This is a genomic window from Mammaliicoccus sp. J-M40 (assembly GCF_022386395.1).
Classification (GTDB): domain Bacteria; phylum Bacillota; class Bacilli; order Staphylococcales; family Staphylococcaceae; genus Mammaliicoccus; species Mammaliicoccus lentus.
Window position 1 is genome coordinate 107484 of the sequence record NZ_JAJNIQ010000002.1, and the last position, 20952, is coordinate 128435.

A 20952-nucleotide genomic window follows, 5' to 3' on the forward strand; every position below is an offset into this window, starting at 1 on the left:
TAGGGAGGTTAATATTATGAGGATTACAGAACTCTTAACTAAGGAAACAATAGCAATGGATTTATCAGCAACGACTAAAGATCAAGTAATAGATGAACTTGTATCTCAATTAGATAAAGCTGGTAAATTAAGTGATGAAAAAACATTTAAAGAAGCAATTCATACAAGAGAGTCACAAAGCACAACTGGAATTGGTGAAGGTATTGCTATACCACATGCTAAAACAGATGCTGTTCAATCAGCAGCAATTGCATTTGGTAAATCGATTGAAGGCGTTGATTATCAATCGTTAGATATGCAACCAGCGCATTTATTCTTTATGATTGCTGCACCAGCTGGCGGAGCTCAAACTCACTTGGATGCGTTAGCTAAACTTTCGGGTATTTTAATGGATGAAGCAGTACGAGAAGAACTGTTACAAGCTAATAGTGAAGAAGAAATTTTAAACATTATTAACAAGCATGATGATGAAGCGACAGATGATGAGTCTAACGAGGAATCAGAAGCAACTCCGATTCAATCTGAAAACGTTGAAGAAGAAGGATTAATTTTAGCAGTTACAGCTTGTCCAACAGGTATCGCGCATACTTATATGGCAGCTGACTCATTGAAAAATCAGGCTAAAAAAATGGGTGTACCAATTAAAGTAGAAACAAATGGTTCAGGCGGAATTAAAAACCATCTAACTGATGAAGACATTGAAAAAGCAACAGGAATCATTGTCGCTGCAGACGTACATGTTGAAACTGATCGTTTCGATGGTAAAAATGTTGTGCAAGTACCTGTAGCAGATGGTATAAAAAGACCAGAAGAATTAATCAATATGGCTCAAGATACTAGTCGTAAACCATTTGTAGCTAAAGGTGGCAAACAAAGCTCATCAACTTCGAATGAAAAACAAAGTGTATCTAAAACAATTTATAAACATTTAATGAACGGTGTTTCAAATATGTTACCACTTGTTATATCTGGTGGTATCTTAATGGCAATCGTGTTCTTATTTGGAGAAAACTCATTTGATGCTAAAAGTTCACAATATAATGAATTTGCAGCAAACTTATGGCAGATTGGTAGTGAAAGTGCCTTTAAACTAATTGTACCAATCTTAGCTGGTTTCATTGCACGTAGTATTGCAGATAAACCAGGTTTCGCGTCTGGTCTTGTCGGTGGTATGTTAGCAGTGGCAGGTGGTTCAGGATTCCTAGGTGGTATTATAGCAGGTTTCTTAGCGGGTTATTTAACTGAAGGTATTAAATATGTTTCTAGAAACTTACCTCAAATGTTTGAAGGTTTGAAACCGACATTAATATATCCAATTCTCTCAGTTTCCATTACTGGTTTACTAATGGTTTATGTGATTAACCCACCTACAGCGTGGTTAAATAATTTATTATTAAATGGATTAAATGATTTATCAGGTTCGAATATTGTATTACTAGGTTTAGTAATCGGTGCTATGATGGCAATTGACATGGGTGGTCCATTCAATAAAGCTGCATATGTATTTGCTACAGCAGCATTAACAGAAGGTAACGCAGCAGCTATTACAGCAGCAATGGTCGGTGGTATGATACCTCCAATCGCAATTGCTACAGCAATGTTACTGTTCAAAAATAAATTTACAAAAACTCAAAAAGGTTCTATTTTACCAAACTATGTTATGGGACTTTCCTTTATAACAGAAGGTGCCATCCCGTTTGCAGCAGCGGATCCACTACGTGTCATTCCATCAATGATGGTAGGTTCAGGAATTGGTGGTGCGATAGCTTTAGGTTTAGGTTCTAGCATTCAAGCACCACATGGTGGTATATTTGTAATATTAGCTACAGACTTTGGCCATGTATTACAAACTTTATTAGCAGTAATAATAGGTGCTTTAGTAAGTGCTATTATATACGGATTGCTTAAACCTAAATTAACACAAGATCAAATTGATATAGCTGAAGAAATAGAATAAAAAATTAAAAATTTATATAAAAAAACCGACATTGTAAAATTACGTTGTCGGTTTTTTATTGAAATCATTGATAAAATTTTATATGATGAATAAAAATATTGTAAGATTTCACAATATGGAAATTAAGAGGAAAGATGTAAAACATGTTATATTATAAGACGATTATAAAATCTGAAGAAGCAGAATGGGTTACCTTGTTACACGGGGCTGGAGGTAGCTCTTCTATTTGGTTTAAACAAATGAGATATTATAGAAAGCACTTTAATGTTTTACTTGTTGATTTAAGAGGTCACGGCAAATCTGCAAATAAAGAATGGAAGAAAAATGATTCATTCGAACATTTAGCTAAAGAAGTCATAGACGTACTCGATCACTTAAAAATTAAAAAGACGCATATTATTGGGATGAGTTTAGGAACAATTGTTGGGCAAACAATGGCAGATTCGTATCCTGAAAGAATTACAACGTTAGTTTTAGGTGGCGCAATTATTAATGTTAATTTAAGAACTAAATTCTTATTAGCTATTGGTAGGACTATTATGAACTTTGTTCCTTATATGTTACTTTATAAATTATTTGCTTATATCATTATGCCTAGAAAAGAACATGAAGAGTCTCGATTGAGGTTTATAAACGAAGCTAAAAAAGTTTCACAAAAACAATTTATAAAATGGGTTAAGCTAACCAAATTAGTGAATCCATACTTAGCGCATTTGCAAGTGGCTACAAAGAATATCCCGACTTTATTTATTATGGGAGATGAAGATTATTTGTTTATGCCACCTGTAGAACGGTTAGTAAAAGACTATGAGAACTTTTATTTAGAAGTTATCGAACAAGCAGGGCATGTATGCAATATAGATAAGCCAGAAGAATTTAATAAAATTAGTTCACAGTTTATAATGAAACACAACGAACTATCTTTTTAATGGAAAATGTATGCGTAAAATAATATATGCATACATTTCTTCTTATTCATTTTAATTAGTAGTAAAATGTGTTAGACTTAACTCAATATGCTATAGTCGGGAGAGGTGACGCAAAATGGGGAGGATTTAGTTTTACACTTAAATTCAAGCATGTTTTCTTTAAAAATAGAACTAAAAAGGTGGCCCAAGCGTCACCGCAAAATATTTGGAGGTGAATCCCTAGAAATAGGGAACTAATTGGAAATTTCGACCATAATAAACTTTATTGTATTCTTTATATTAATTGCATTTACAATGGTATTCGTAGGTTCTGAATTCGCGCTTGTTAAAATACGTATGACGAGAATAGAACAACTTATATCTGAAGGAAGTAAGTCTGCTAAAATTGTATATAAAATGGTAAAAGAATTGGATTACTATTTATCTGCTTGTCAGCTTGGTATTACTGTGACTTCACTAGGATTAGGTTGGATTGGTGAACCAACATTTGAAGTTCTTATACATCCTGCATTAGACTTCTTTAATTTACCAGATGCACTTACTACTACATTTTCTATCGTTATCAGTTTTCTAATTGTTACATTTATTCACGTAGTAGTTGGTGAACTTGCACCTAAGACTGTTGCTATTCAACAAGCGGAAAAACTATCATTATTTTTTGCTAGACCGCTTTATTATTTCGGTATCGTTATGAAACCATTAATTTGGTCTATGAACGGAACAGCTAGAATACTTGTACGTACTATTGGTATTCAACCTACAAATGAAGAACAAGCAATGTCTGAAGAAGAATTAAAGCTTATCATGACTCAAAGCTATCAAAGTGGTGAAATTAACCATACAGAATTAGCTTATATGCAAAACATTTTCTCATTCGACGAAAGATTAGCAAAAGATATCATGGTACCTAGAACACAAATGGTTACATTAACTGAACCATTTAATATTGAAGAACTGCTCGAAATTATTAATGAACATCATTATACACGTTATCCAATTTCTGAAGACGGCGATAAAGACCACATAAAAGGCTTTATCAATGTAAAAGAATTTTTAACAGAGTATGCTTCAGGCAACAAAATTAAAATTAATGCCTACATTCATAATTTACCACTGATTCATGAAGTTACAAGAATCAGTGATGCATTAGTGAAAATGCAAAAAGATCATGTTCATATGGCATTAGTTATAGATGAATATGGTGGTACTGCTGGTATTATTACAATGGAAGATATACTAGAAGAGATTGTCGGAGAAATTAGAGATGAATTCGATGACGATGAAATAAATGATATTATCAAAACTGGTGAAGATACTTACCAAATAAATGGGCGTGTCACACTTTCTGAATTAGAAGACAAATTTGGAATTGATTTTGAAGATTCAGATGATATAGATACAATTGGTGGTTGGCTACAAGCTCACAATCCTGAAATAGAGAAAGATGACTATGTCGATACAGAATATGACAAATGGGTTGTCATAGATGTAGAAAATCATCAAATTAGAACTGTAGCACTCCATAAAGAATTTATAAAAGAAAGAAAAAATCTCTTTGACGAAGATGAAGAAGACGAGGATTAAGACGTGAATAAAACAACTTTAACATCACTTTTTAGATTTACAGGCTATTTAGAAGGCGGTTCGTTGTTATTATTAATATTAATAGCGATGCCAATTAAATATATGTTAGATATTCCAACTGTAGTCTCTGTTATAGGTATGTTACATGGCGTTTTATTTTCTTTATATCTCATTATGATTTTAATAATGACGACCATAGTGCGCATTCATATAAAATGGCCAATAGTAGCTTTAATTTCAGCATTTATTCCTTTTGGTACTTTTATATTTGATCGCTTCTTTATTAACAGTAAGACTTACGATAATATAATAAAATAATTTTTAAAAGAGTCTGGGACATAATTAACTGTTCCAGACTCTTTTTTGTATTCTATTTTCTTTAATCTTTTTCTTCGTGTAGAATAATAATATAAGATGGATTAAGAGAGGAACCATAGGTATGAGAATTAATAAATTTTTAAGTGAAGCTGGTGTCTGTTCACGTCGTGGAGCAGATAAATGGATAGATGATAAACGTGTAAAGATAAATGATGAGTTAGCAACTTTAGGCTCACAAGTGGAAGATTCTGATGTCGTAAAAGTTGATAATAAAGTTATAACGATTGATAAAGGTTATGTATATATTGCTTTGAATAAACCGAGAGGCATTACTTCAACTACAGAAAAGCATATTAAAGGCAATGTAGTAGATTATGTGAACCACCCAGAAAGAATATTTCATATCGGTAGATTAGATAAAGATTCAGAAGGCTTATTGTTACTTACCAGTGATGGCGATATTGTAAATGAAATATTGCGTAGTGAAAACCATCATGAAAAAGAATATGTCGTGACAGTTGATAAACCTATCACGAAAGAATTTATTAAAAATATGTCTAATGGTGTTGTTATATTAAATCAAAAGACATTGCCGGCGAAATTAGAACAACTCAATGATAAAACTTTTAAAATTATTTTAACGCAAGGTTTAAATCGTCAAATTAGAAGAATGTGTGAAACATTAGGCTATAACGTTAAGAAGTTAAAACGTATACGTATAATGAACATTAAGTTAGATGGTATCAAATATGGAGAGTGGCGAGATTTAACAGCTGAGGAATTTAATACACTTACTCAAACACTTTCATATGAGCCGAAAAGAGAGCGTATGAAATCTAAATAAAGGGGATTTTAAAATGGTCAAGTTAAATAACAATGTAGAGATTCCAGAATTAGGATTAGGCATTTACAAAATAGAAGATCAAGATGTTGAAAGGGTAGTTCAAACGGCAGTAGATGCAGGATACCGTGCAATAGATACAGCTTGGTTCTATAAGAATGAAAAAGCGTTAGGAAAAGCATTGAAAAATTTAAATGTACCACGTGAAGAATTATTTATTACAACAAAGCTGTGGAATGATTTTCAAGGATATGATAGAACAATAAAAGCATTTGAACAATCAATGGAAAGTTTAGATTTAACATATTTAGATATGTATTTAATTCATTGGCCATGTCCAGAAGATGAATTATTTATAGAAACTTATAAAGCATTAGAACAACTATATAAAGATGGCAAAATTAAAGCTATTGGTGTATGTAATTTTAAAGAACATCATTTAGATGCTTTATTAGCAGAAACAGAAATAGTGCCAGCTGTTAATCAAATTGAGTTTCATCCTTTATTCAATCAAGATGCATTGCAAGCTTATTGCGAAAGTAAAGGTATAAAAGTTATGGCTTGGAGTCCACTTATGAGAGGTGGAGAATGGTTAAACAATGAAACGCTGAAAAGTATTGCCCAACAGTACGATAAAACCGTTGCTCAAGTTATTATTAAATGGCATTTACAACAAGGTAGACTTGTTATACCAAAATCCCAAAATAATAATAGAATAAAAGAGAATTTTGATGTCTTTGATTTTGAATTAAATGCTCAAGACATTCAAAAAATAGACGATTTGAATATTAATGAAAGACAATTTAGAGATCCAGACGAAGTAAAAATAGGCGATATGTAATAAATTAACCTTCACAAATTTGTTTGAAATAAGATGTATTTTATATATATCTTTTAGTAGAATGAATATGTGGAGGTGTTTTTATGTTTAAATTTAAAAAACCTAATCAACACGGTGTGTGGTCAATGATTGTACTTCCAATTGCTTTTGGTATTGCTGTTGGAGGATTCTCGTTTTTACATTTACTACTATATTTAGGTGTTTTAGCAGTTTATTTTATGAGTGATCAAGTATTTTTCTATTTAAAAAAGAGGAAAAAGCAGAAAGGGTATTTGTATACTGCGGGCATTTTCTTTATTGTTGTACTTATTTCGTTTATTCCTATCGTGATTTTACGACCTGAAACTTTTTTACATATTTTTACTTATGATACCATTGTCACTAGTTAATGCTTATTTTGCTAAAAAGAAAAACGAAAGAGCATTTACAAATGATTTAATAGCTGTAATAATATTTTGTCTATTTGGTATAATTAGTACGTTGTTAAATCAATCATTATTAGATGTAAACAAATGGTTTACTGTGTTTATTATTAGTTTTCTATATTTCTTTGGTACCATTTTATATGTTAAGACGATGATTAGAGAGAAAAAATCTCAAAAGTATAAATGGAGCTCATGGCTTTATCATGCGTTTATTGTATTAATTGGATTATTAATACATCCAATTATCATGGTTATGTATATACCAAGTTTAGTAAGAGCTATTGTTCTTTACGGACGCAAAATTAAAATTATGCAAGTGGGGATGATTGAAATAGCTAATTCAGTGTTTGTACTGATCATGGGATCTATATATTTACATTAAGATATATTGTGAGCATAAAATAAAAAATCACTGTGCCATTAGACAAATCTAATAGCACAGTGGTTTTTTACTTTTTTCTTTATTTCAGAATTTCAATTATTTTCTAACCGCTTTTAAGATAAATGATAATACTAAGATTAATAAGATAGAGCCAATAAGAGCTGGAATAATTGCTACGCCGCCCCATACTGGGCCTATTTCTCCTAAAATTTTACCACCGATAGCTGAACCAATTAGACCAGCTATGATGTTACCAATGATACCACCTGGGATATCTTTACCTAAAATTGCTCCGGCTAGCCAACCGATTAAACCGCCTACGATTAACATAACTATAAAACTCAACATAGTATGTGCCTCCTTATATGTTTCTTGTTTACTTTCTATATTTACCCATTAATTTTCAGCTGAAACATAGTTCGTTGTTTTGAATAGTTTTTGCCATAAAATAAAGAAAATATAAATAAGAAATACAGGAACGAGTAAAAACCAATGAGGCGTTAGAACTATCATACATATATATGAAACGATTGTAACGATTTCACCTACTAATCTTGGATGAATAAAGTATTTATATATACCTTTTTGGTAAGTCTTCGCAAGACGTCTTCCATTTAATTCAGTTGGTTCGGTGAATAACGAAAGATAAGCAATTATTTGACCGAAGATAAATAAACTCACGCCAAAGTAAGGTAGTGATTGATAAATTGATTCGTCACTGTCTAAAAATACAATATTTAAAGACATACTAAAAATAATAATTATTATATAAAGAACGAAAAATTGATTTTGAATATAATTTGGTACGTATCTAATCTGAATCCATGTATGTAAAAATGCCCATATAAGTAACATAGCTGTTACAGCAATCGTGATGAAATTGATTTCTTTAATGATTATAAAAGATACTAATCCATTCAAAGCAATTGTTATAGAAATAGCATAATGATCGATGTGCTGTTTCTTATTCATTACTACAAAGTTATATGACATTAAGACGATACAGAGAATGATATTAATCATAACTAGGATTGCCATGTCTGTCTCCTGCCTTAAAATAGTCTCATCTTCGAATTATATCAATTTCTATTCATTTAATCACGAAATATAGTATGACAATTAAAATTCAATTACGATTTGACAAAAATATGAAAATTATAATAAGATAAATTTACGCTACTTTGTAATACAAAATAGCTATAAAAGATTAGAGGTTATAAACATGTCAATTCGAACACAAATGAGAAAAGGTCTATTAGACGCATGTATATTATCAATCATCCAATCACAACCTGTGTATGGTTATGAATTATCTAAGAAATTGAATGATTTTCAATTCGCAGAAGTCTCTGAAGGAACGATTTATCCCATTCTTTTAAGGTTATTAAATAAGGAATTTATTTATAGTGAAGTTAAACCGAGCGAGCAAGGACCAAAGAGAAAATATTATTTCATTACAGAAAAAGGTAAAGAAGAACTAGAAATTGTTACAGGAGAATGGAATAAAATTAAAGGGCCAATCGATGAACTATTAACGAGGAGTGTAGATTATGACGCAAACAACAAAACAACTGATTGATTTGAACAATAAAAAGCGTGAACAATTAAATGAAGAAGATTTAGAAGTTTATGAAGATTTTTTATTATATGTGCGAACAGATTTAAGAGTAAGTGAACATGAGACAGAAGTAATATTAAATGATGTATTAGATCACTTACTAGAAGCGACATCTAACGGTAGATCAGCTATTGAATTCTTTGGTCATGACGTGAAAGGTCATGCAGATGAAATTTTAGAGGAATTACCTAATGAATCTAACAAAGCGATTATGAATATGGTTGTGATGGGAATGGTTTATTTCTATAGTATATACTTCATAACCTCAGGAATAGCGGGTATTTTTGCAGGTTATAAAACATCACTATTATCGCTAATATCAATGTTAATAATAGTACCTATTGCGGGATTCTTTATCGTAAAAGCTTTATTTCGTATTATTCAAAAATATATTTTTGATAAATCTAAGTATAAAATGTTAAAAGAAAGCTTATATGGTGGAATTATAGTAGGGATAATACCAGCTATTATAATTATAGGACCAAATATAGCATTTGGAGATATGACTAAAGTATACATACCTTGGTGGTTATATATTATAGTGGGTGTCGCAATTTATGGGATTTATAAACTGATTGGATCTAATAAAAAAGAGGGGGTGGGACAGAAATCTCATTTTAATAAATAGATTTCGTAGTCCCACCCCGGCAAGGATGACTAGGGTTGGAGACTTCTGGCTATACGCCTTTTTTATTGCTCCATAGTAATGTATGCAATTGTGGCAATACATATATATCGTTTAGTGTATCGTTCATGACTTTATCTATAAGTTCTTCGTATTTACTTAGTAATTTCTCTGTGTGATTTGAAACACTATCATCTAAATAAGGGTTTCCAACTTGTAAATAAAACGGAATGTCTGGGTATCGAGCGTGAATATCTTTAGCAAATTTATAATCTTCATCATCGAATATGACAACTTTTAAAGATAAACTCTCTTTAGTACATTTTGAAATCACGTCATCCAAAATAGGTAGACTTGGTTTCATACCAGAGCTTGGTGGTTTAGGACTGATTGTTAAGTCGTCTATATCCACCATCCATTCTTGAAATTTAGAACCTTGTGTTTCTAGCGCAGTTTGAATCTTTCTTTCTTTAAATGCTTCAACAAGAGGGCCGATATTTTTAATTAAAGCTGGATTACCACCAGAAATAGTGACATGTTGATATTGATTAGGAGCAAGTTGATCTAGTTCTGAAAGGATTTGTTCAGGTTCTAGTAGTCGAATATCGTCTTTAGCAGAACCATCCCAAGTAAAGCTTGAATCACACCAACTACATCTATAATCACAACCACTTGTTCTAACAAACATGGTTTTTCTTCCAATAACCGAGCCTTCTCCTTGTATAGTCGGACCAAATATTTCAAGTACAGGAATTTTAGGCATTATTTTCACCCTGTTTCACAGGACGATAAACGACATAACTTGTTGGTGTCTCTCTAACAAAGACTTGTACACATTTAGGTTTATTATCACGATTATCTAATGATTCTTGTACAATATTATATATTGTTTGAGCAACTTGCTCTGTTGAAGGGCTGTTGTCTTTAAACTCTTCGAAATCATTTAATAAACGATGGTCATATCTCTTGTGTATAAGTGATTTTAATTCACTGAAATTCACTAAAAATCCCATTTTGTCCAATTCATCACCAGCGATTGTTAAATTAATGAAATATGTATGCCCATGAACATTATGGCATTTTCCAGATTCTTCATAAGGAATGTAATGTGCGCTTGAAAAATTAAAGTCTTTATTTAGTTCAAAAGCATATGGATGCTGAACGCTAGGGTATATTTGTTGTAACATTATAGACTTCCTTTCAATTCAAGGTACTGTGATAAACCTTGATTTCTTAATTTGCATGCAGGACATTCACCACATCCGTCAGCTATAACACCGTTATAACAAGTTAATGTACGTTCACGAACATAATCAAGTGCACCTAATTCATCACTCAACGCCCATGTTTCTTGTTTGTTAAGCCACATAAGAGGTGTATGTATAACAAAATCTTTGTCCATTGATAAATTAAGAGATAAGTTCATAGATTTAATAAAACTATCTCTACAATCTGGATAACCGCTAAAGTCTGTTTCACAAACGCCAGTGATGATATGTTTAGCACCGATTTGGTAAGCAAGTGCACCAGCAAATGATAAGAATAATAAATTTCTAGCTGGTACGAAAGTGTTTGGTATACCATCTTCATTATTTTCGATTTCCATATTGTGATCTGTTAAAGCGTTTGGAGATAATTGTGAAAGTAGTGACATGTCCAGAATATGATGTTTCAAACCTTGTTCTTTAGCAATATTTTCTGCTACTTCTATTTCTAAATCATGTCTTTGTCCGTATTGAAAAGTAAGGAGTTCTACTTCTTTAAAATTTTCTTTCGCATAAAACATACATGTCGTACTGTCTTGACCACCGCTAAAAACGACAAGTGCTTTATCATTTTTTAATGTTTCTGACATAATCTTTCTCCTTTAAAAAGGCATAAAAAAAGCCTGCCTTCTATAAAAAAGGTAGACGAAGTGTCTAGTTTTTTATAGAGGGTATGAGCTAGGAACCTCTTAGTTTATTGAATATACAAATGATAATACAATCAAATTGTAAAAGCAAGTTTATGATATGGTATGATAGGTCTGAAAATAATAAACAAAGTGAAGGTATTTTTATGATTATTATGATAGACAACCATGATTCTTTTACATACAACATTATCGAATATTTAAAAATTATTACTATTAATGAAAAAATTAGAATTTATAAAAATGAAGATATCAATATAGATATGCTTAATAGTTTAAACCCTAAATCTGTTATTGTTTCACCAGGTCCGGGACACCCTAACGATTATCCAAAGCTGATGGAAAATTTGTATCAAATACATAAACACATACCTATTTTAGGTGTTTGCTTAGGGTTTCAGTTATTAATAGCTACGTTTAATGGAAAAATAGTAAACGGTCAAAAGCCTATTCATGGTCATGTTGCTGCTATTAAACATGATGGTAAAGGAATATACCAAAACTTACCGTCTTCATTTAATGTAACGAGGTATCATTCATTAATAGCAGATGATACTTGTATTCCAGATGAATTTATTATTTCAGCATGGACGGTTGAGGGGAATATTCCAATGGCAATAAGACACAAAAGCTTACCAATTGAAGCGGTTCAATATCATCCTGAATCTATTTTGAGCGAATTTGGCAAAGAGCAAATTGCAAATTTTCTTACGAAGGTAGGTGTTGAAGTTGAAAGCACATATACAATTTAAATATATCAATGATAAAGATAATATAGAAAAATTAAATTTAAAGTTTGAAAAACCTATTTATTATATGGTTGCTAATACTATCGAAGAGGTTGAAAAATTAATAAATAAAGCAGAGTATTATCAGAGTAGTGGTTATTATGTAGTCTTAAGTTTACCTTATGAAAGTGCGCCAGCTTTCGATAAAGCATTGCAAGTATATAATGATCAAGAAAACTACGGATCGTTACAAGTTTATAAAAGTCCTGTTAATCAATTTGAAAATGAGTCTGCTTATGAAACATCTTTAAAAAATATAAATTGGCACCCAGTTGATAGTGAAGAAACGATACAATCTAATATACATTTCATACATAATGAAATTATTAAAGGAAACACTTATCAAGTGAACTATACGACGCGTTTAATAGGAAACCGTATAAAAAAACCTTATCATTATTTTAAATTATTAACTTATGAATCAAATGGTGATTATCAAGCATATATCGAGAACGATAATGAAAGCATTATTTCGGTATCACCCGAACTATTCTTCCAAACTGGTCCATATCGTAATAAAAATAATTGCATTGTTACGAAACCAATGAAAGGTACAATTGCTAGAGGACAAAATAACGAAGAAGATAAAATTAATTTCGATGTTCTTAATCAATCTAATAAAGATAAAGCTGAGAATGTTATGATTGTGGATTTATTAAGAAATGATTTAAGTAAAATTTCTAAAACAGGTACAGTAAAAACAACCGATTTATTTATGATTGAGAAATATAAGACCGTATATCAAATGACGAGTACGATTTATAGCGAAATTTCCTCTAATCAAAGTCTATATCATATATTACAAGCTTTATTCCCGTGTGGATCGATAACTGGCGCTCCTAAAGAATCAACTATGAAAATTATTCATGAACTTGAAACATTACCGAGAGGTGTTTATTGTGGAACAATCGGTTTAATGTTACCTGATGGCAGAAATATTTTTAATGTTCCAATTCGTACAATACAAAACAAGAAAGATAAATCCATCTACGGTGTTGGGGCGGGTATAACAATTGATTCAAATCCTCACGCAGAAATAAAAGAATTTAAAATGAAAACAAAAATACTAGATAATCCAAATGTTCATTTAATAGAAACTATACGTATTGAAAATGGAAAAGTAAGCAGGCGTAAAGAACATACTCGAAGAATTGAAAAAAGCGCTGCTGAATTGAATATCCCTTTTAACCGTAATCAATGGGATGATGTACTGGATACCGCTTTAGAAAATCACTCAAATGGTACATATAAGTTAAGGATTGAATTGGACCGCTTAGGAGATTTTCAAGTGGAAATAAATGAATTGAGTAATACTAATAAACCATTTACAGCACAATTAATGCTTGCTAAAGAAGTTCCGACGTTATATACAATCAATAAGACTACTGCGCGAAAGCATTTTGAACACTCACATGAAACGAATGTTGTATTATATTATAATGAAGAAAATCAAATAACCGAGTTTGATATTGGAAATGTCGTTATTTTTGAAGATGGTGATTACTTCACACCACCATTTAGTAATCAAATTTTAAATGGATGTATGAGACAATCTTTACTAAGAGATGAAATAATAAAAGAACGAATTATAAATAAGGATATGTTATTAGATGGTATTAAAAATCGTAAAATTAAACTGTTTATGATTAATAGTTTGAGAGAATGGATAGAGATAGATTTAAAATTTTGATGGCAATCTATGATGACAAATAGTAAAATAGATACCATCTTATAAGGACGGGTGAAAATAAATGTTCTTAGCATTATTATATTTAATAATTATCATTTTAGTTGTTTTTTACATGAAGAATATTGTGTTAACACATTTGAGAAGAAACAATAATAAGAAGAGTTTTGCTTTTCTATATATAGGATTTGCGATATCAATATTATTTGTAGGTTTATTTGTTAATCAAATTACGTCTGTTTTTATAGACTTAACAGATGTGTTTTATCGCAAGTAATGGTACATGATATAGCGAAACAGAATGAGGTGTCTTTATATGCGCATATATCCTAAAGGTGATTCTGCTCTAACTGTTATGAGTGATAGAGAACCTTCTAGACAATTAACGCACGAAATAAATGAATTTAGAATGGACATACTAAACAAAAATATGCCATTTATCGATGAGGTTATACCAAGTGAAAATAGTTTAATGGTTGTTTATCACCCATATAATATGATGATGAATCATGATATTTCTCAACCTTTCAATTATATGCATGAATTAATAGAAGGTATAATTAAGAAAAAGAAAGAAGACTTAAAGGATAGAGAAGTTCGTAAGACTGCTGTTGAAATCGATGTGGTTGTAGGCGGGATATATGGGCTTGATTTTGACGGTCTAACTGATTTGTCAGATGAAGAACAAATACAAGTTTTAGAATCAAGAACATACTTTGTTTCTATGATTGGCCACACACCAGGCTGTCCATACTTATCGGGGTTAAGCCACAGATTGCATTCTAAAAATTCGGGTTATAAACAATTTATTCTTAAAGGATCTTTATGTATTGAAAGAGATAAGCTTTTTATTACGACTACAGATACAAATGGTAGTTGGCCAGTTATAGGTTGGACAGAAGTTGAAATGTTTGATAGAGAAGAAAGTAAATGTAAATTAAACTTTGGTGACGATGTTGTTTTAAATGTTGTAGATAGAGAAACAATTGAGAGTGGAGGGTATAAACCATGTCACTAATTATGAGAGAACCTGGTCTATACACTTCAATTCAAGATTTAGGTAGACAAAAATTCCAACATATTGGTATCGTGAAAAATGGTTCCATTGATCAACTTAATCATAGATTAGCAAATATGTTAGTAGGTAATGATGAAGATGAAGCATTGTTAGAAATGACTTTTAAAATGCCGAGTATACAATTCACAGAACCAACATTAATTGCAATTACCGGTGCACATTTTCCTGCATATCGTGATGACAAGAAAATATTACCGTATAAAATTCATTTAATGAATAAAGGAGAAGTACTCAGTTTTGAGGATGCTCATAAAGGTACTAGGGTATATCTTGCAATAGCAGGGGGAATAGTGGCTGATGAATGGTTAGGTTCAAAATCTACTAGTATTAGATTAGGAATGGGTGGACATAAAGGACGTTTATTGCAACAAGGCGATGAAATAGAGCTTTTTAGAAATTATTCACCATTACAAAAGAAACTATTCGCCAATTTAGAAGAAACTAAAACGGCAGATTGGGGTATAGACCAATATACACTTGCTTTAAATTATTTCACGGACATCTTCCATATTATTTCAGGAGAAGGTATGTCACATTTCAAACAAGATGAAATAAAAAATCTAGAAAATAGAGTGTATAAGGTATCCAATCGTTTTAATAGAACAGGATTAACGTTAGAGGGAGAATCAATCGTTAATAGAGAAATTAACGATCAATCATTCTTAAGCGTTAAAAAAGGTACAGTTTTATTAAATGAAGAAAATCAACTCGTTATTATGTTGAATGATCATCAATCATTATCAAGCTACCCTCAACTAGGGACTATTGCCTCATATCACATAGATAAACTTGCACAGAAAAAACAAGGTTCCAAAATAATCTTTAGGACATTAAGTATTGAAGAAGCTGAAAAAAATATGAAAAAACATGCACAATTTGTAAAACAAATAAAGACAGGCATAAAATATAAATTACAAGAAGAAATGCAAAAACAATCGAAACAAAAAATGTGACGGTTATATGTACTTTTACACATTTTTTGTGGTAGATATAGGTTTTTAGTTGAATTTTTTTGTAAAGTAGTATAAATTATAATACTGAACATCTATTAATATTACAAGAATATTACAACGGTCAATAATTTGTAATGAATTTATAAAGGAAATTGATGTGAGTTGAGATACGGAGGAAAGGTATGAAATCAAAAAATAGGAAGATAGGCGTCTTTACGTTCTTCTTGCTAACCGTTTTAGCGATTGCGTTGAAGACTTATTTTGCCTATTATGTGGACTTGTCACTTGGGGTAAAGGGACTAGTACAAAATTTAATACTATTAATGAACCCATATAGCTTAGTTGCATTAATATTAAGTGTGTTTTTATTCTTTAAAGGACGTAAATCTTATTGGTTTATTTTCATAGGAGGATTTATACTAACATTCCTGTTATATGCGAATGTTGTGTACTTTAGATTCTTCTCTGACTTTTTAACATTTAGTACATTGAACCAAGTAAGTAACGTTGAATCTATGTCTGGTGCTGTATATAGTTCATTCTCATGGTACGACTTTATTTACTTCACTGATACGATTATATTCTTATTTGTTCTTGTATTTAAGAGCAAGTGGCTTAATACAAAAGCATTCCCTAAGAAGTTCGTTCCAGTAGTAATGGGCGTTGCGGTAGCATTAGCATTTTTAAATTTGGCTTTTGCTGAAGCTGATAGACCAGAATTACTTACTAGAACATTCGATCATAAATATTTAGTTAAATATTTAGGTCCATATAATTTCACAGTATATGATGGTGTTAAAACAGTTCAAAATAACTCTCAAAAAGCGTTAGCTAGTGAAGATGATCTAACTGAAGTTAAAAATTATGCTAAGCAAAAATATCAAAAACCTAGTAAAGAAACATTTGGTATAGCCAAAGATAAAAACGTCATTAAAATTCATTTAGAAAGTTTCCAATCATTCTTAATTGATTTTAAAGTTAATGGGGAAGAAGTTACACCATTCTTGAACTCACTTGCTAAAGGTGATAAAGGATATAAATATTATCCAAACTTTTTCCATCAAACTGGACAAGGTAAGACTGCCGATTCAGAGTTAACGATGGATAATAGTATTTACGGGCTTCCGCAAGGTTCAGCTTTCTCATTAAAAGGAGATAACACTTATCAATCTCTACCAGCGATTTTAAACCAGAAACAAGGTTATGAAACATCTGTGATGCACGGTGACTACAAAACATTCTGGAATAGAGATCAAGTGTATAAACATTTTGGTGTTGATAAGTTTTATGATGCAACGTATTACGACATGAAACAAGAGAATCAAGAAAACTTAGGTCTTAAAGATAAAGTGTTCTTCGACGAGTCGATTGCACATCTTAAAGAGCAGAAAGAACCATTCTACTCTCATTTAATTACGTTAACTAACCATTATCCATTTACATTAAGTAAAGAAGATGCAACGATTGAAAAACCAAACACAGGTAGTGCGACGCTTGATGGTTACGTTCAAACAGCGCGTTATTTAGATGAGTCGTTAGAAGAATTTGTGAATCAACTTAAAAAAGAAGGTCTTTATGATGACTCTGTTATAATGATTTACGGTGACCATTATGGTATCTCTGAGAACCATAACAAAGCCATGGCAAACCTATTAGGTGAAGATGAGATTACACCTGCTAAATTTATGGACTTAAATAGAACACCGTTCTTTATGAAAGTTCCTGGATTAGAAGGTGGAGTTGATGAAACTTATGGTGGTCAAGTAGACGTTATGCCTACATTACTAGATGTATTAGGCATTGACGCTAGTAACTACATCATGTTTGGTACAGACTTATTATCAAAAGGTCACGATGAAACAGTAGCATTTAGAAATGGTGACTTCATTACACCTGAGTATAAATCAATAGGTAGCGCAGTTTATGATAATAAGACTAACAAACCGATGAAGACTAAACCGCAAGACTTACAAGAAAATAAAAATAAAGTAGAAAAAGAACTTGAATTGTCAGATCAGTTATTACATGGTGACTTATTCAGATTCTATGACAATCCAGACTTCAAGAAAATAAAACCATCAAGCTATGAATATAAATCTGGCAATGGCTATCAAGAAGAATAAGAAAAATAGTTTGAGACATAAGTCTTAATTTAAAATAAATAAGCATATCACTTAACTAATATATTAGTTGAAAAGTGATATGCTTATTTTTATTGTTCAATTTGCTGTTTATCCTAATGCAACATCTAATATCATCATAATCGTAAATCCACCCATTAATCCTAATGTTGCTAAATCTGTATTATTTCCTGATTGTGATTCTGGTATTAATTCTTCAACGACAACAAATATCATCGCACCTGCTGCAAAAGCTAATGCATACGGTAATATAGGCGTGGCAAGAACTACTAATAATGCGCCTAACATTGCAAATACTGGTTCAACTAGCGCTGAAGCTTGTCCATAGTTAAATGCTTTCCACCTTGAAAGACCAGAGGCACGTATAGGCATAGATAATGCTGCGCCTTCAGGTATGTTTTGTATACCAATACCAATCGCTAAACCAAGTGCACCTAATAAAGTAGCACCTTCATTACCTGTAGCAACACCTCCAAAAGCTACACCTATTGCCATACCTTCAGGAATATTGTGTAGAGTGATGGCTAAGAATAATAATGTATTCTTTCCAAGTTTAGTGTCTGGTCCTTCAACTCTTTGGCTTTTATCAGGTGCATTTTGGTGCGCATGTGGAATGACAAAGTCTAATAATCTAATGAAAACCCCACCTAGTAAGAAACCAATTGCAGCTGGTAACCAAGGCATGGCTGAATCTGAACTTTGATCTATAGAAGGTTGTAATAAAGACCAAAAACTAGCAGCTATCATCACACCTGCTGCAAACCCTTGCATTGTATTTATAACTTTTGTATCTATGTTCTTAAATAAATAAACAAATGACGATCCAAAAGCTGTAAGTAGCCAAGTGATAATACCTGCTAATAATGCTTGTAAATATGGTGGAAGCGTTGTAAAAAACTCTTGCATTGTTTGTGCTCCTTCGTATCTTTTATTGTAAAAAGAGTGTATAATATATTAATTGAAAACTGAGAAAACTAAAGGATGTAAAAACATGGAAGCATATAAAATTGAACACCTTAATAAACAATATGGTGATAAAGTTATATTTAATGATTTGGATTTATCCATTTCTTATAAAGAACGAATAGGACTTGTTGGCATTAACGGAACTGGTAAGAGTACTTTGCTAAAGGTCATCGCGAATATAGATGATGATTATGATGCAAAGACATCTTACCCTAATCAATATCAAATTGCATATGCTAGCCAAAAACCTGAATTAAATGGAACTTTATCTGTAATAGATGAAGTACTAAATAATGAAACAGAGATGACGAAGGTTATAGCAAATTATGAAAATGCATTGAATAAATATCAACAAACTGGTGAATCTAAAGACCTTGATTTAATGATGGAATATCAATCTCATATGGATAGATTGAACGCCTGGGATTACAGTGCAGAGGTCAAAACAATTTTATCAAAATTAGGTATAAATGACTACCACAAAAAAATATCTGAATTAAGTGGTGGTCAGAAGAAACGTGTAGCATTAGCTAAAGAATTAATACGTAAACCTGATTTGCTTTTATTAGATGAACCAACAAACCATTTAGATATAGAAGGTATAGAATGGCTTGTAAATTATATTAAACAATACCCACATACCATTATGTTCGTTACGCATGATCGTCACTTCTTAAATCAAGTTGCTTCACGTATCGTTGAGTTGTCTAATGGAAAACTGACAAGTTATCCTGGTAATTATGAAGCATATATTCAAGCAAGAGCAGAAAAAGAAGAAATAGAAGCTCAACAACATACAAAGAAAAAAGCACTATATAGACAAGAATTACATTGGATGAGACAAGGCGCTAAAGCAAGATCTACTAAACAACAAGCGAGAATACAAAGATTTAATACTCTAGAAGAAGATTTATCTAATAAGAAAACTCAAGGTGAAGCAAGTCTTAACTTAGCTCATTCTCGATTAGGGAAACAAGTATTTGAGCTAGAAGACATTACAAAATCTATAGGTGATAAAACACTATTTGAAAACTTCACTACAATCATACAAAAAGGAGACCGAATAGGTATTGTCGGTGAAAATGGAGTGGGTAAAACGACTTTGCTTAACATTATTAGTGGTTTAGATCAGTCATATCAAGGCAACTTAATTACTGGTCAAACTGTTAAAATTGCTTATTTCAAACAACAAGATGATAGTTTGAGTTCTGATGAAAGAATGATTGATTACTTAAGAGCAGAAAGTGAAGTGGCAAAAGAAAAAGATGGTACTGTAGTATCTGTTACGCAGTTACTAGAACGTTTCTTATTCCCTAGTCAAACACATGGTACTCAAATTAATAAACTTTCAGGTGGAGAGCAAAAACGTTTATATTTATTAAAATTATTAGTCCATGAACCAAATGTTCTTATACTAGATGAACCGACTAATGATTTAGATACAGAAACACTTACAATTTTAGAAGCGTATATTACAGAATTTGGCGGAACTGTAATTACAGTTAGTCACGATAGATACTTCTTAAATAAAGTGGCTAATAAATATTGGTATATACATGATAAACAAGTAGAACCATTGTTAGGCACTTTTGAAGATTATTTAGCTTATAAACGTGAATTAGATAAAAAAGCTAATCAACAACATAAAGCTGAAGTTAAACAAGAAGAGAAACCAAAAGCGAACGCAAGGTTATCATTCAAAGAGAAAAGAGAACTAGAAGAATTAGAAAATAATATAGAATATATCGAAACAAGATTAGAAGAAATAGAACAAGAAATGATAGATAACGCTACAAACTATGAGAAATTAAACGAATTGACTCAAGAAAAGACATCGATTGAAACGCAATATGAAGAGGATTATATGCGTTGGTCATCCTTATCAGACAGATTATAAGCATATAGAG

22 protein-coding genes are annotated in these 20952 nt (G+C 31.5%); 16 read left to right on the forward strand and 6 right to left on the reverse strand.

What is annotated here, in order from left to right; genetic code table 11:
• Positions 1-16 precede the first annotated feature (16 nt).
• The 8 genes from LQ688_RS03145 (at position 17) to LQ688_RS13995 (ending at position 7277) form a co-directional block, all read left to right on the forward strand.
• Positions 17-1957, forward strand: coding sequence for a PTS fructose transporter subunit IIABC (locus LQ688_RS03145; protein ID WP_017000972.1), 1941 nt, complete (start codon positions 17-19; stop codon positions 1955-1957).
• 143 nt (positions 1958-2100) lie between these two features.
• On the forward strand, positions 2101-2886 hold the full coding sequence (locus LQ688_RS03150; RefSeq protein ID WP_017000971.1) for an alpha/beta fold hydrolase: 786 nt from the start codon (positions 2101-2103) through the stop codon (positions 2884-2886).
• 237 nt (positions 2887-3123) lie between these two features.
• On the forward strand, positions 3124-4470 hold the full coding sequence (locus LQ688_RS03155) for a hemolysin family protein (RefSeq protein ID WP_017000969.1): 1347 nt from the start codon (positions 3124-3126) through the stop codon (positions 4468-4470).
• A gap of 3 nt (positions 4471-4473) precedes the next feature.
• A complete protein-coding gene (locus LQ688_RS03160; RefSeq protein ID WP_017000968.1) occupies positions 4474-4788 on the forward strand; it encodes a DUF3817 domain-containing protein in 315 nt (104 codons plus the stop codon).
• 121 nt (positions 4789-4909) lie between these two features.
• On the forward strand, positions 4910-5632 hold the full coding sequence (locus LQ688_RS03165) for a pseudouridine synthase (RefSeq protein WP_064204683.1): 723 nt from the start codon (positions 4910-4912) through the stop codon (positions 5630-5632).
• Between the two features lie 13 nt (positions 5633-5645).
• Positions 5646-6470 (forward strand): aldo/keto reductase, encoded by an 825-nt coding sequence (locus LQ688_RS03170; protein ID WP_103268639.1) that lies wholly within the window; start codon positions 5646-5648, stop codon positions 6468-6470.
• An 83-nt stretch (positions 6471-6553) separates the two neighbouring features.
• Positions 6554-6859, forward strand: coding sequence for a YwiC-like family protein (locus tag LQ688_RS13990; protein WP_275589812.1), 306 nt, complete (start codon positions 6554-6556; stop codon positions 6857-6859).
• Positions 6837-7277, forward strand: coding sequence for a YwiC-like family protein (locus tag LQ688_RS13995; protein ID WP_275589813.1), 441 nt, complete (start codon positions 6837-6839; stop codon positions 7275-7277). The genes LQ688_RS13990 and LQ688_RS13995 overlap by 23 nt, the downstream gene beginning before the upstream one ends.
• A gap of 96 nt (positions 7278-7373) precedes the next feature.
• On the opposite strand, the gene LQ688_RS03180 is transcribed toward LQ688_RS13995, so the two are convergent.
• Positions 7374-7622 (reverse strand): GlsB/YeaQ/YmgE family stress response membrane protein, encoded by a 249-nt coding sequence (locus LQ688_RS03180; RefSeq protein ID WP_026023751.1) that lies wholly within the window; start codon positions 7620-7622, stop codon positions 7374-7376.
• Positions 7623-7673: 51 nt separating this feature from the next.
• On the reverse strand, positions 7674-8315 hold the full coding sequence (locus LQ688_RS03185; protein WP_017001200.1) for a hypothetical protein: 642 nt from the start codon (positions 8313-8315) through the stop codon (positions 7674-7676).
• 184 nt (positions 8316-8499) lie between these two features.
• Between LQ688_RS03185 and LQ688_RS03190 the strand changes: the two genes are divergently transcribed.
• Positions 8500-8856, forward strand: a complete 357-nt coding sequence (locus LQ688_RS03190; protein WP_064204687.1) for a PadR family transcriptional regulator — start codon at positions 8500-8502, stop codon at positions 8854-8856.
• Positions 8828-9523 (forward strand): DUF1129 family protein, encoded by a 696-nt coding sequence (locus tag LQ688_RS03195; protein ID WP_239752621.1) that lies wholly within the window; start codon positions 8828-8830, stop codon positions 9521-9523. Before LQ688_RS03190 ends, LQ688_RS03195 begins: the two co-directional genes overlap by 29 nt.
• Before the next feature lie 49 nt (positions 9524-9572).
• Here LQ688_RS03195 and queE read toward each other — a convergent pair whose 3' ends face one another.
• Genes queE through queC form a run of 3 tightly spaced genes read right to left on the reverse strand, consistent with a single transcriptional unit; the run spans position 9573 to position 11375 of the window.
• The gene (queE, locus tag LQ688_RS03200) at positions 9573-10283 is read right to left on the reverse strand and encodes a 7-carboxy-7-deazaguanine synthase QueE (RefSeq protein ID WP_103268636.1); all 711 of its coding nucleotides are present in this window, start codon (positions 10281-10283) and stop codon (positions 9573-9575) included.
• Positions 10276-10707 carry a 6-carboxytetrahydropterin synthase QueD gene (gene queD / locus LQ688_RS03205; RefSeq protein WP_103268635.1) on the reverse strand — a complete coding sequence of 144 codons (432 nt, stop codon included), beginning with the start codon at positions 10705-10707 and terminating at the stop codon, positions 10276-10278. The genes queE and queD overlap by 8 nt, the downstream gene beginning before the upstream one ends.
• On the reverse strand, positions 10707-11375 hold the full coding sequence (gene queC / locus LQ688_RS03210) for a 7-cyano-7-deazaguanine synthase QueC (RefSeq protein WP_103268634.1): 669 nt from the start codon (positions 11373-11375) through the stop codon (positions 10707-10709). The genes queD and queC overlap by 1 nt, the downstream gene beginning before the upstream one ends.
• 203 nt (positions 11376-11578) lie before the next feature.
• Between queC and LQ688_RS03215 the strand changes: the two genes are divergently transcribed.
• The 5 genes from LQ688_RS03215 (at position 11579) to ltaS (ending at position 18061) form a co-directional block, all read left to right on the forward strand.
• Positions 11579-12184 (forward strand): anthranilate synthase component II, encoded by a 606-nt coding sequence (locus LQ688_RS03215; protein WP_167543713.1) that lies wholly within the window; start codon positions 11579-11581, stop codon positions 12182-12184.
• A complete protein-coding gene (locus LQ688_RS03220) occupies positions 12153-13910 on the forward strand; it encodes a bifunctional chorismate-binding protein/class IV aminotransferase (RefSeq protein WP_239703967.1) in 1758 nt (585 codons plus the stop codon). The genes LQ688_RS03215 and LQ688_RS03220 overlap by 32 nt, the downstream gene beginning before the upstream one ends.
• Positions 13911-14223: 313 nt before the next feature.
• Positions 14224-14925: a carboxyltransferase domain-containing protein gene (locus LQ688_RS03225; protein WP_239752622.1), complete on the forward strand. Its 702-nt coding sequence runs from the start codon at positions 14224-14226 to the stop codon at positions 14923-14925.
• A complete protein-coding gene (locus LQ688_RS03230; protein WP_239752623.1) occupies positions 14916-15938 on the forward strand; it encodes a 5-oxoprolinase subunit C family protein in 1023 nt (340 codons plus the stop codon). Before LQ688_RS03225 ends, LQ688_RS03230 begins: the two co-directional genes overlap by 10 nt.
• 182 nt (positions 15939-16120) lie before the next feature.
• Positions 16121-18061: a polyglycerol-phosphate lipoteichoic acid synthase LtaS gene (gene ltaS / locus LQ688_RS03235; RefSeq protein WP_017000377.1), complete on the forward strand. Its 1941-nt coding sequence runs from the start codon at positions 16121-16123 to the stop codon at positions 18059-18061.
• Between the two features lie 108 nt (positions 18062-18169).
• Here the strand turns inward: ltaS and LQ688_RS03240 are convergent, their stop codons facing one another.
• Positions 18170-18985, reverse strand: a complete 816-nt coding sequence (locus tag LQ688_RS03240) for a ZIP family metal transporter (RefSeq protein ID WP_017000376.1) — start codon at positions 18983-18985, stop codon at positions 18170-18172.
• An 85-nt stretch (positions 18986-19070) separates the two neighbouring features.
• On the opposite strand from LQ688_RS03240, the gene LQ688_RS03245 reads away from it, so the two are divergent.
• The gene (locus LQ688_RS03245) at positions 19071-20942 is read left to right on the forward strand and encodes an ABC-F family ATP-binding cassette domain-containing protein (RefSeq protein ID WP_103268629.1); all 1872 of its coding nucleotides are present in this window, start codon (positions 19071-19073) and stop codon (positions 20940-20942) included.
• Positions 20943-20952 lie beyond the last annotated feature (10 nt).

What these genes read in the sequence shown, in the direction of transcription:
- LQ688_RS03145 (WP_017000972.1), top strand. Translation starts at nt 17, where the DNA reads ATGAGGATTACAGAACTCTTAACTAAGGAAACAATAGCAATGGATTTA.
- LQ688_RS03150 (WP_017000971.1), top strand. Translation starts at nt 2,101, where the DNA reads ATGTTATATTATAAGACGATTATAAAATCTGAAGAAGCAGAATGGGTT.
- LQ688_RS03165 (WP_064204683.1), top strand. Translation starts at nt 4,910, where the DNA reads ATGAGAATTAATAAATTTTTAAGTGAAGCTGGTGTCTGTTCACGTCGT.
- LQ688_RS03170 (WP_103268639.1), top strand. Translation starts at nt 5,646, where the DNA reads ATGGTCAAGTTAAATAACAATGTAGAGATTCCAGAATTAGGATTAGGC.
- LQ688_RS13990 (WP_275589812.1), top strand. Translation starts at nt 6,554, where the DNA reads ATGTTTAAATTTAAAAAACCTAATCAACACGGTGTGTGGTCAATGATT.
- LQ688_RS13995 (WP_275589813.1), top strand. Translation starts at nt 6,837, where the DNA reads ATGATACCATTGTCACTAGTTAATGCTTATTTTGCTAAAAAGAAAAAC.
- LQ688_RS03185 (WP_017001200.1), bottom strand. Translation starts at nt 8,315, where the DNA reads ATGGCAATCCTAGTTATGATTAATATCATTCTCTGTATCGTCTTAATG.
- LQ688_RS03190 (WP_064204687.1), top strand. Translation starts at nt 8,500, where the DNA reads ATGTCAATTCGAACACAAATGAGAAAAGGTCTATTAGACGCATGTATA.
- LQ688_RS03195 (WP_239752621.1), top strand. Translation starts at nt 8,828, where the DNA reads ATGACGCAAACAACAAAACAACTGATTGATTTGAACAATAAAAAGCGT.
- queE (WP_103268636.1), bottom strand. Translation starts at nt 10,283, where the DNA reads ATGCCTAAAATTCCTGTACTTGAAATATTTGGTCCGACTATACAAGGA.
- queD (WP_103268635.1), bottom strand. Translation starts at nt 10,707, where the DNA reads ATGTTACAACAAATATACCCTAGCGTTCAGCATCCATATGCTTTTGAA.
- queC (WP_103268634.1), bottom strand. Translation starts at nt 11,375, where the DNA reads ATGTCAGAAACATTAAAAAATGATAAAGCACTTGTCGTTTTTAGCGGT.
- LQ688_RS03215 (WP_167543713.1), top strand. Translation starts at nt 11,579, where the DNA reads ATGATTATTATGATAGACAACCATGATTCTTTTACATACAACATTATC.
- LQ688_RS03225 (WP_239752622.1), top strand. Translation starts at nt 14,224, where the DNA reads ATGCGCATATATCCTAAAGGTGATTCTGCTCTAACTGTTATGAGTGAT.
- LQ688_RS03230 (WP_239752623.1), top strand. Translation starts at nt 14,916, where the DNA reads ATGTCACTAATTATGAGAGAACCTGGTCTATACACTTCAATTCAAGAT.
- ltaS (WP_017000377.1), top strand. Translation starts at nt 16,121, where the DNA reads ATGAAATCAAAAAATAGGAAGATAGGCGTCTTTACGTTCTTCTTGCTA.
- LQ688_RS03240 (WP_017000376.1), bottom strand. Translation starts at nt 18,985, where the DNA reads ATGCAAGAGTTTTTTACAACGCTTCCACCATATTTACAAGCATTATTA.
- LQ688_RS03245 (WP_103268629.1), top strand. Translation starts at nt 19,071, where the DNA reads ATGGAAGCATATAAAATTGAACACCTTAATAAACAATATGGTGATAAA.